At 64.7% G+C, this 10575-nt stretch carries 11 protein-coding genes and 1 tRNA gene; 9 read left to right on the forward strand and 3 right to left on the reverse strand.

The features are described from left to right. Window positions 1–139: 139 nt before the first annotated feature. The gene (locus VQ044_RS22175; protein ID WP_327649567.1) at window positions 140–427 is read right to left on the reverse strand and encodes a hypothetical protein; all 288 of its coding nucleotides are present in this window, start codon (window positions 425–427) and stop codon (window positions 140–142) included. A 167-nt stretch (window positions 428–594) separates the two neighbouring features. Here VQ044_RS22175 and VQ044_RS22180 point away from each other — a divergent pair, with 167 nt between their 5' ends. From VQ044_RS22180 to VQ044_RS22200, 5 genes are all read left to right on the forward strand, one after another. Beyond that, the gene (locus tag VQ044_RS22180; RefSeq protein WP_327649568.1) at window positions 595–1233 is read left to right on the forward strand and encodes a hypothetical protein; all 639 of its coding nucleotides are present in this window, start codon (window positions 595–597) and stop codon (window positions 1231–1233) included. A 95-nt stretch (window positions 1234–1328) separates the two neighbouring features. Beyond that, window positions 1329–2585: a phage portal protein gene (locus VQ044_RS22185; protein ID WP_327649581.1), complete on the forward strand. Its 1257-nt coding sequence runs from the start codon at window positions 1329–1331 to the stop codon at window positions 2583–2585. Further along, window positions 2572–4422: a prohead protease/major capsid protein fusion protein gene (locus VQ044_RS22190; protein WP_327649569.1), complete on the forward strand. Its 1851-nt coding sequence runs from the start codon at window positions 2572–2574 to the stop codon at window positions 4420–4422. Before VQ044_RS22185 ends, VQ044_RS22190 begins: the two co-directional genes overlap by 14 nt. A 2-nt stretch (window positions 4423–4424) precedes the next feature. Next, window positions 4425–4634: a phage head-tail joining protein gene (locus tag VQ044_RS22195; protein WP_327649571.1), complete on the forward strand. Its 210-nt coding sequence runs from the start codon at window positions 4425–4427 to the stop codon at window positions 4632–4634. Window positions 4635–4636: 2 nt separating this feature from the next. Next, a complete protein-coding gene (locus VQ044_RS22200; RefSeq protein ID WP_327649572.1) occupies window positions 4637–4966 on the forward strand; it encodes a DUF2190 family protein in 330 nt (109 codons plus the stop codon). A gap of 148 nt (window positions 4967–5114) precedes the next feature. Here the strand turns inward: VQ044_RS22200 and VQ044_RS22205 are convergent, their stop codons facing one another. Further along, the gene (locus VQ044_RS22205) at window positions 5115–6443 is read right to left on the reverse strand and encodes a DUF6538 domain-containing protein (protein ID WP_327649574.1); all 1329 of its coding nucleotides are present in this window, start codon (window positions 6441–6443) and stop codon (window positions 5115–5117) included. Between the two features lie 128 nt (window positions 6444–6571). Beyond that, window positions 6572–6661 (reverse strand) — tRNA-Ser (locus tag VQ044_RS22210). Window positions 6662–7013: 352 nt separating this feature from the next. On the opposite strand from VQ044_RS22210, the gene VQ044_RS22215 reads away from it, so the two are divergent. The 4 genes from VQ044_RS22215 (at window position 7014) to VQ044_RS22230 (ending at window position 10341) form a co-directional block, all read left to right on the forward strand. Further along, a complete protein-coding gene (locus tag VQ044_RS22215) occupies window positions 7014–7307 on the forward strand; it encodes a hypothetical protein (protein WP_327649576.1) in 294 nt (97 codons plus the stop codon). Window positions 7308–7349: 42 nt separating this feature from the next. Beyond that, window positions 7350–8021: a peptide-methionine (S)-S-oxide reductase MsrA gene (msrA, locus tag VQ044_RS22220; protein ID WP_327649578.1), complete on the forward strand. Its 672-nt coding sequence runs from the start codon at window positions 7350–7352 to the stop codon at window positions 8019–8021. 208 nt (window positions 8022–8229) lie between these two features. Continuing rightward, window positions 8230–9225 (forward strand): BMP family lipoprotein, encoded by a 996-nt coding sequence (locus VQ044_RS22225; protein ID WP_327649579.1) that lies wholly within the window; start codon window positions 8230–8232, stop codon window positions 9223–9225. 174 nt (window positions 9226–9399) lie between these two features. Then, a complete protein-coding gene (locus VQ044_RS22230) occupies window positions 9400–10341 on the forward strand; it encodes a nucleoside hydrolase (RefSeq protein WP_327649580.1) in 942 nt (313 codons plus the stop codon). The last annotated feature ends 234 nt before the right edge of the window (window positions 10342–10575 follow it).

The following is a 10575-nucleotide window of genomic DNA, read 5'->3' on the forward strand; positions in this document are numbered from 1 at the left end:
ATCGGCTGTCCCGTCATAGCCACCGTTCCGGCAGCCCATCCGGGTCAAGATACCACATTTAGGGCGACCTGGGACAACGGGATAAGCCTCGTTTTGGGCCATGGTCTGGTCCCGCGATGGCGGGACGATTCTCGAATAATCAGCCGAGCCATTTGCAGCGAAGGTCGTCGATCTTCTCGACCAGCGCCGCGAAGGCCGGATCACGGTCGCGCCATTCCCTGACCTCGTCGTCGGTCAAGTGCCACGGGACTGCGACACCATGCTCGCGCTCATAAGCAGCGAAGAGCTTGCGGACTTCCCGCTCGAATGACCGACGCCGCGCGCGTGCCGAGCGTGTGACCGCCGATGCGCTCGACGTGCGGCCTCCCGCGCCGCCGAGACACGCCGTCCCGGCCAAGGCCAATCCTCGGAATGTGTTCGCGTCCATCATCCGTCCTTTGGACAAAAGGCCGGGCAGTCGCCCGCCCGGCCAGTCATGGGACCGCCGGCTGCCACGACCGACGGCAAGCAAGGAATACCCGGAGTCGGCCTCCCGGTCAACCCTCGTGCGCATTGTCAACCGCTGGTAGTCATTGAAATCACTATCATTTCCACTTGCAACCGTGGCGTGACTCCGAGTATGATGCGGTCATCCTGAAGCTAGGAGTCACGCTCGTGAATATTTTCATGCCCCGCGAAGTGCGCAAAAATCCCGGCGACCTGCTTACGGTCGGGGACATCGCGAAGGCGCTCACCCCGACCGGTCGCGACCTCGAAAAAATCGTCGGTCTGGTCCGCCATTATCACAAGCAAAGCTACTTGAAGCCGGTCGCGAAAGAGACAGAAGGACGGCAGTCGTTTTTGTATCTCCCGGACCAGTGTCTTGTCGCCGAAATGCTGATCCGCATGGGCGAAATGGGCGTTGCCGACACGGATTCCGCGCTCGCCGTTAGTCGCTTGTTCAATGTCTGGCGGCGCGACGACTACGAAGGTTCGAAGCCTCCCGCACCCACTCCAGGGATGCATATCATTCGCCAGTACGAACAAGGCGCGCGCGACTGGTATGCGGAACTCTGGGTGCTCGCCCGCAACGGCCGCTTGACCAAGACCGGTCGTCTCCACGCCATCGAGCGAGGCGAGGCGACGGCTTGGGAGTACACCGTCGGCGACTACGAAAAGCGGTCCTACTTTTCGGTCGATTTGACCGGCGTTCTTGATCGCATCCATCCTCGCACCCGGCGCACGATCAACTGACGATGGCCTTCTTTGACCGCCTCTTCCGCCGCGAGACGCGGCCGCAGCACGTGCGCCGTTTCGATGGCGCGGCGGGCGGCCGGCGCGGCTGGGGCATGGGCACATTCCATCGGATCAACCCGGAAGTGGCAGCCGCCGGGGCGAGCCTTCGCGGTCGCGCCCGCTATCTGGCGACGAACAACCCTTTCATTTCCAACGCCGTCGCCAACTGGGCCGGCTCGCTTGTCGGCCCTGGGATCATGCCGACTTCCCAGCATCCCGACGCGGCCGCCCGGAAGGCACTGGCGACGCTCTTCAACACCTGGGCCGAAGTGGCGGACGCCGACGGCCGCACAACCTTTTGGGGAATCCAGGCCGAGATCGCGCGCGGTCTTGTCGTGGACGGCGAAGCCTTCGTTCAGCCCCTCGATTTCGGCGACGGCGTTCGACTCCGGCTGATTCCACCGGAGCTGATCGACGAGTCGATGACCCGTGAACTCGGCAACGGCAGCGTGATCGTCCAGGGCGTCGAGTTCGACACCGACGGCCGCCGCGTCGCCTACCACGTTTTACCCCACCGCCCGCACGACCAGTTCGCCACTTACGCGCCGCCCGTGCGGATCGACGCATCCGAAATCCTTCACGTCATGAAGCCGCTGGCGGCGGGGCAGGTCCGGGGCGCGAGTTGGCTCGCGCCCATCATCTTACCCGCCAGCGAATTGGACCAGTTGCTCGACGCCTTGCTTGTCGGCGCGAAAGTCGCCGCCATGCATGCCGGGTTCCTGGTCGATCAGAACGGCGTCGGAGGTGAAGTTTTCGACGGCACCGGCGAGGGGGGAATCCTCGAAACCGGACTCGAACCGGGCACGCTGAAACGCCTCCCCACGGGCGTGGACGTGAAGTTTTCGACGCCCCAGCAAGCGCAACAAACGACCGAGTTCGTCAAGGCACAGCTTCGTCAACTCGCCGCCGGCCTTGGCCTGCCGACGCATTTCGTGGACGGCGATCTGACCGGCGCGAACTACAGCTCCTTGCGCGCCGGATTGCTGCCGTTCCGCCAGCGTGTCGAGCAAATCCAGTACGGCACTTTTGTTCCGCAATTTCTCACGCCGGTTTACCGCCGGGCGATCACCTATGCCGTGCTGTCCGGCGAACTCGACGACTTCGGCCCCGAGTGGCTGGCGGTCGAATGGCTTCCGCCCAAGCCCATGCAGGTCGACCCGCTGAAGGACACGCAAGCGACCGTCGCCGAAATCGAGGCCGGGCTGACCAGTCGTCGCAAGGCCGTCGCCGAACGCGGCTGGTCGATCGAACAGCTCGACGAAGAGATCGCCGCCGACACGATGAAGGAGTCCGCGAATGCCGATGACTAGGAAGCTCACCGCAGCGCAGCGCCGTGAGGACGTGGCTGTCAACCGTGTCCGCCACGGCAACTTGCCACTTGAATCGCAGGACGTAATGACGCGCCGCGCGGTCATCTCGCCCGACTCGTTCGACGAGGCGGCGTTGACCGTCGAAGCGACCATCTCGACGTTTTCGGACGTCGCCCGTCGCGACCATCGCGGCGGGTACGTCGAGCGGCTCGACCCGGCCGGGCTCGACGCGACGCGGCTTGTCGGCGCGCCCGTCCTGGACGGCCATCGGCAGGCGAGCGCCCGCGACACCATTGGCGTCGTGACCGCATATCGCATGGACGGCAACGCGCTCATTGCCACGATCCGCCTGCTTCAGTCCGACGATGTGAAGCCCATCATCGAGCGCATTCGGCAGGGCATCATTCGCGGCGTTTCCGTCGGCTACCGCGTCCAACGCTGGGCCGACTCCATCGAAAACAAGGTTCGCGTCCGCACGGCGGCGGCGTGGTCGATCTTTGAAGTTTCCGCCGTGCCGGTCCCGGCCGATCCGGGCGCAACCTTCAGGATTGAGAACATGGAAGACGAAGACATCATCGTCGAAGACACCCCGGCCGAAAACCGCGCCGCCATCCGCCAGATTGCCCGCTCCGCCGGCATGACGACCGACCAGGCGGACGATATGATCGACCGCGACTTGTCTGTCACGGAAGCCCGTGCGGAGGCATTCGAGGCGATGCAGACGCGGACCCGCAACACGCCGCGCATCCGCGTCGTGAGCCCATCCAGCGAAGACCCGGCCGTCATGCGCACCCGGCGCGCTGACGCGCTGTACGCGCGAGTATCAGGCACCGCGCCGACCGACGAAGCGCGCCCTTTCATGGCCGAAACTCTCCGTGATATGGCGCGGGCTTGCGTGGAAGCCGCTGGTGTTTCAACCCGCGCCATGGACCCGGATGCGCTCTTTCGGGCGGCGATGCACACGACCAGCGACTTCCCGCAGTTGCTCAGCACCACCGGCAACCGCACGCTGATGGCGAGCTATCAGGCGGCCGCGTCGCCGATCAAGACGACGCTCGCTCGCCAGACGACGTTGTCCGATTTCCGGCCCGGCACGAAACTGAAGCTGTCCGATATCGGCCAACTGGAGCGCGTGAGCGAGTCGGGGGAAATCACGCACACGTCGCGCGGCGAGTCGGCCGAGTCCTATGCGCTCGACACTTATGCGACGCAGTTCGCCATTTCGCGCAAGGCGCTGATCAATGACGACCTTGGCGCTTTTCGCGATTGGGGCGCGACGGCCGGCCGGATGGCGGCGCAAACCGAGGCGAATCTTCTCGTCAACACGTTGCTCGCTAATCCGGCCATGGGCGAGGACGGCGCGGACCTCTTCAGCGCTGCCCATGGCAACCTTGCCGCGCCCGGCGTGGCCTTGGGCTCGACGGGCGACGTAACGGCCCTGTCCGACGCTCGCCTCGCCATGCGCGGCATGAAGGCGCTGGACGGCGTGACGCCGATCAACGCGACGCCGAAATACCTTGTCGTCGGGCCGGCGCTTGAGACGGCGGCGGAACAGGTGCTCGCGACGATCTACGCCACGACCTTCGGCGACGCGAACCCGTTCGCTGGCAAGCTCACATTGCTGATCGAACCCGGGATCACCGATTCGAGCTGGTACATCTTCGCCGATCCGGCGGTCCTGCCCGTGTTGGAATTCGCGTATTTGTCGTCGGCGCAGGGGCCGCAGATGGCCTCCCGTGAGGGCTGGGACGTACTCGGAATGGAGTTCCGCGTCGTGCTCGATTTCGGGGCGGGTGCCGTCGACTGGCGCGGTGCCTACCTCAATCCGGGCGCGTAACCATGGCCGCTTCCCTCGCCGATCTGGTCGCGTGGCGCGACGCGTTATTCGAGGCTCGTCTTCAGGGCGTGCGCCGCTTCCGTGATCAGAATGGCGAGGAAGTCGAGTATCGCTCCGACCGGGAAATGGCCGCCGCGCTCGCGGCAGCCGACGCGGCGATTGCAGGCAAGCGGCCTTCCACCATCCTCTTCAAAACTTCGAAAGGAATCTGACCATGCGTAATTTTGTGCAGAAGGGCGAGAACCTGACCCTTCCCGCCCCCTACGCCCTGGCCGCTGGCGACGGCGCTTTGATCGGCAGCATTTTCGGCGTGGCCGCTGGCGACGCCGCGATCGGCGCTGACGTGGACCTTGTGACCGTCGGCGTCTTTCCCCTGCCGAAGGTCGCGCTCGACGCCATGGCCGTCGGCGATCCCGTCTATTGGGATAACGCCGCGCGGCTGGTCACGATCACGGTGACCGGCAACACGAAGATCGGCGTTTCCGTCGCCACGGCGGTCAACCCGTCCGGCACGACCAACGTGCGGCTGAACGGCACGTTCTGACCCAACCGGGCAAGTGGATTCCTGACCTCTCCGCTCGCCTGTAACTCAGCGAATGGGACCGTAACCAAAGGTTCGGTCAAATGGATATGTTGGCGAGGGTGCGCAAAGCCCATGCCGCAGCGGCAAAACTCGTGCGCGAAAACCCGGTCTATCTTCCGATCTTCCGAGCGTTCGAACGCGATTTGGAAGAACTGGAAGCGTTGGAACGCGCGCATAAGGCGACGCTCGAAACGACCTCGTGAAGATGCTTGAGATCAGCCCCCCTGCCGTAGCGCTCGCGATTGTAGGCGTGGCCGAACAGGTCGCGCCGCACGCGCTCGTCAACGCGGGCGGCGATCATCCGGTCCTCGAACGCGTGCCGGAGCCCATAGAGGGTGTGATGCGGCGTTTCGAGCAGCCCGTTCTCGCGCAGGAACTTGTTCACGGTGTCGCTGATCTTGTCCTTGCCACGATAGGCGGGAAAGCCATTGGGGCATTGCCGGAAGGCGTCGAGCGACACGCCCGCCAGCGGGATAATCCGCTTGCTGGTCGCGTTCTTCAGCTGCCGTCCGACCGGTTCGATAGAGACATAGGGCACGGTGCCGTCGAGCCGAATATGCTCCGGCAACAGGCCGGCCGCCTCGCTGGGGCGATAACCGGTGTTGACCATGCCGAGGACGATGCAGCGCGCTTCCGTGTTGAGTCCGTCGAGCACGCCGGGCGCAAGCAATCTGGTCTTGATCCATTCCGTCGAGAAGGGCGGCCGTACCCGCTTCTCGCCTTCCTTCAGGGCGACGTCGGTGAAGGGCAGGACCAGCCCCAGCCGCTTCATTCGGTTGACCGTCCGCAACGTGTCGGCGAGATGCGTGAAGTCCTTGTTGGCGCTGTTGGGTGTCTTGCCTTCGGTCTCGACCCGCTCAAGCCACCACTGGCGAAATTCGAGCACGTCGTCGGGCGTGATCTGGTCTATGGCCTTGTCGCCGACGACCTCGACGAAATTGCGCACGGCCTTGATGCGCGGATTCTTCCATCGCCGAAGCTGGTCTTCGCTTTTGCCGAGGGTGCGGTCCCTGGCGAGCGTCCAGAACATTTCCAGCGCCCGGTTGACGGTGATCGGCGGTGGTGCGGCCCCGCCGAGGATGGCGGCCGCTTCGATCCGGTCCGGCTCGCCGTTGCGCATGACCGCTTCCAAGCGTTCAAGCCGTTCCCGCCGCGGCAGGGCGGCGACCTTCTCGACGGGCAGGTAGCGGAAGCCGCGCATGGCGGCGAGATTGCGCGCGGCCTCATAGCGCCGTTCGGCGTCGTCTACCTCGCCAGCAAGACGGGCCTCCCACGCGGCTTCCATGAGGCTCCACGCGACCGGGGCCTTGCGCTTGGCCTCGTTCTCGGAATCGGTGTGCAGGCTTATCCAGATGGTCCCGCGCGGCTCGACGCTGCCGTAACGCTTGGGCACGCGCCGGACGAGATGATAGGTGCTGCCGCGTTTGGTGATGTTCATGATCTTGCCCGCAAAATGCACAGCAAAATGTATAGCATAGGTTGCCAATGCGAGGTCAGACGAAAATCGGAAATCGCGATTTATGCAGTAATATCAATGGGTTATGAGTATTGTGCGGGGCATAATAATGGCGGAGAGAGAGGGATTCGAACCCTCGATACGGTCTCCCGTATACACACTTTCCAGGCGTGCGCCTTCAACCACTCGGCCACCTCTCCGTGCATTCGAGCCGAAAAGCGGGAGGTTGCATCCCGCTCTCGTCGCCTCTCGGCAACGACATCCCTCTCCGGAATTCATCCGCGCCGGACAGACCGGCGAAGCGAAACGCCGGGGTCGATGCCCTGTCTCGAACAGCCGCGGACTATAGCCAGAACGCTCCGCGGTTCAACCCGCGAATTCAGCAAACTTCCGGGCTGGTCGCAAGGGCGCTACATTGCCGCCGACGGGGGTAATCCCCACATGGTATCCAAGCAGGCGACGGCGGTCCTGCGGCCAGTCCGGTCTGCGCGGGCGGAGGGCGGCGCCGTGGCGCGACGGGTCGCCAAGTGACAGGATGGGAGCGACAGGTTCATGCGGTTTTTGGTGCGTCTGATCGGCAGCCTCCTGCTCGCCATCGCCGTCGTGTTCGCCGTCGGCGACATCGCCCGCTCGCTCGCCGATCAGGCGACGCGTCTGATGAGCGTGACGGAGGCGCTGGCGATGATGGGCGGGAGCCTGGAGCCATCCGGTGTCCAGAGCGCGACGGTGGCCGCCATGCTCGCCGAGATCGGCCGCTGGTCGGTTTCGATCACCGCCGGTGTCGCGGGCCTCGTCCTGCTGCTCGCCGGCCGCGAGCGCAAGACGCGCCGCCGCCTGGTCCGCTGATGCCTGTCCGCTGGCGCCTCGGCGCCGAACAAGGAGTAGTTCATGTATATTCTCGATATGTTTTCCAAGAAGATGAAGCTGCCGGTGGGCGGAGAGGCGCTGCCGGGACGGGCCGAGCCGATCGAGACCGCCGAGACCCATTTCGTCAACGGCCACCCATTGAAGCCGCCCTTCCCGGATGGCTCCGAAACGGCGATCTTCGGCATGGGCTGCTTCTGGGGCGTGGAGCGGAAGTTCTGGCAGCTGCCCGGCGTCCATGTGACGGCGGCGGGCTATGCGGCCGGGGCGACGCCGAACCCAACCTATCAGGAAGTCTGCACCGGCCAGACCGGGCAGAACGAGGTCGTGCTGGTCGTCTTCGATCCGGCGGTGGTCTCGTATGAAAGCCTGTTGACGACATTCTGGGAAGGTCACGACCCGACGCAAGGGATGCGCCAGGGCAACGACATGGGCACCCAGTATCGCTCCGGCATCTACACATCCTCGCAGGCGCAACTCGATGCCGCGACCGCGTCGCGAGCGGCCTATCAGCAGGCGCTCGCCAAGGCTGGCCACAAGGGCACGATCACCACCGAGATCGCGCCCGCGACCGAATTCTATTACGCCGAGGGCTACCACCAGCAATATCTCGCCAAGAACCCGAGTGGCTATTGCGGCGTCGGCGGCACCGGAATTTCCTGCCCGATCGGGCTGAAGACCGAGGCGGCGGAATAGCACTCCCTGCGGCGAGACCTCGGCGGACAAGGCAGGGTGATATCAAACGCGGATGAGCCCGTTTTCCATCGTCGCGGATTTCAGATGATTCTCGGCGCGGGCCGTGCCAGTCTCTCGGCAGGCACGGCCCGCCTTGCGGCCGTGGCGTCCCTCCGCCGACGATCGGCGGTTTTGAGACCCATCATCTGCAACAGGGATCGGACACTCCATGAAACAGTTCCTGGCCGGACTCCTCGCCACCTCCCTCCTGTCGGTTACCGCAGCGTCGGCCGAAGAATTCGCCCCGGCGATCCTCTACGATCTCGGCGGCAAGTTCGACAAATCCTTCAACGAGGGCGCCTATGACGGCGCCGAGAAATACAAGGCCGACACCGGCACCGAATACCGCGAATTCGAGATCGTCAACGACGCCCAGCGCGAGCAGGCGCTGCGCCGGTTCGCCCGCGACGGAGCGAACCCGATCATCTCCGTCGGCTTCAGCCAGGCCGCAGCGCTGGAAGCGGTGGCGAAGGAATATCCGGACACGAAATTCGCCATCATCGACGCCGTCGTAGAGGCGCCGAACGTGCAATCGATCCTGTTCAAGGAGGAAGAGGGCTCCTATCTAGTCGGCATCCTCGCGGCGATGAAGTCGGAGACCGGCACCGTCGGCTTCGTCGGTGGCATGGATATCCCGCTGATCTCCAAATTCGCCTGCGGCTACAAGGGCGGCGTCAAGTCGGTCTCCGCCGACGCCAAGGTCATCGAGAACATGACCGGCAGCACCGGCGCGGCCTGGAACGACCCGGTGCGCGGCGGCGAGCTGGCGAAGTCCCAGATCGACCAGGGCGCCGACGTCGTCTTCCACGCCGCCGGGGGTACCGGCATCGGCGTGATGCAGGCGGCCGCGGACGCCGGCAAATACGGCATCGGGGTCGATTCCAACCAGAACGGCCTGTTTCCGGGCAAGGTGCTGACCTCGATGGTCAAGCGCGTCGACAACGCCGTCTATTCGACCTTCGAGGACGCGGCGAAGGGGAATTGGAAGGCGGGCACCGTCACGCTCGGGCTGGAACAGGATGGCGTCGGCTACGCCATGGACGAGAACAACGCCGAGCTCGTCACCGAGGAGATGAAGGCCGCGGCCGAAGCGGCCAAGGCGAAGATCATCGCCGGCGAGATCGAGGTCCACGATTACTCGACGGATTCGTCCTGCCCTTACTGACGTGTCGTGAAACATCACCGTAGCGAGGCGTCCCTTCCGGGGCGCCTTTTTTCTGCGGTGCCTGGCCGCACCGCGCCGACCGTGTGCGAAGCAGCCCGGCACCCACCCAAGCTCTTTCTGCCCAACGATCCCAATGATATCGGGACGCGGAACAACGCGCTGGAGTGACGTCGCATGGCCGAAAAAGTGATCTTCGATACCGATCCGGGACAGGACGACGCGGTGGCGATCCTGACCGCGCTGGCCTCGCCGGACGAGATCGACATCCTCGGCATCGTCACGGTCGCGGGCAACATTCCGCTGCACCATACCACCCGCAACGCGCTGCGGCTCCTGGAACTCGCCGGCCGCACCGAGGTGCCGGTTCATGCCGGATGCGAGCGCCCGATGCTGCGCAATCTGGTCACCGCCGAGCACGTCCACGGCCCGACCGGGCTCGACGGTCCCGATCTGCCGGAGCCGACGCTTGCCGCCCGGGACGGCCATGGCGTCGACTTTCTGATCGAGACGATCCGTGCGCATCCGGCCGGCACGATCCGGCTGCTGGCGCTCGGGCCGCTGACCAATGTCGCGCTGGCCATGACCAAGGCGCCGGACATCGCCGCGCGGCTGAAGGACGTCGTCCTGATGGGCGGCGGCTGTTTCGAGGCCGGCAACATCACCCCGGCGGCGGAATTCAACATCTTCGTCGATCCGGAGGCGGCGGCGATCGTCTTTGCCAGCGGCGCGGCGATCACCGTGCTGCCGCTCGACGTGACCCACCAGATGCGCTCGACCCGGGAGCGGATCGCCGCCTTCGGCGATCTCGGCAACCGCTCCGGCGCGGCGGTGGCGGCGATGCTCGGCTTTTCGGCGCGGTTCGACGTGGAGAAATACGGCTGGGAGGGCGCGCCGCTGCATGATCCCTGCGTCACCGCCTTTGTGCTCAAGCCGGAGATATTCACCGGACGGTCGGTCAATGTGGCGATCGAAACCGCCAGCCCGCTGACGCGGGGGATGACGGTCTGCGATTATTGGGGCGTCACCGACCGGCCGAAAAACGCCGTCTGGGTGCGCTCCGGCGATGCCGACGCCTATTTTTCGCTGCTGACCGAACGGATTGGTCGGTTGCCGTAGGGGGGAGCCTGACTATGCGCAGCTTGTTGAAAAGCTACCGGCAATCGGTGCCGAGAAGACGTCAGCAAACGTCCAAAACAAGATGTCGTGGGAAGTTCACTGCGGTGTTCGTGACCGCCTGCTATGTCGCTACGATAGTATATAGCTTGCCTATCCGGTTGATTCCCACACCCACTAGATCTAGTGTTGGGCATGGATGTCCTGGCCCGTGAAGACCTGCCGTTCCCGCAGTCT

The sequence above is a fragment of the Aurantimonas sp. C2-5-R2 genome, assembly GCF_036549495.1.
Classification (GTDB): Bacteria; Pseudomonadota; Alphaproteobacteria; order Rhizobiales; family Rhizobiaceae; genus Aurantimonas; species Aurantimonas coralicida_A.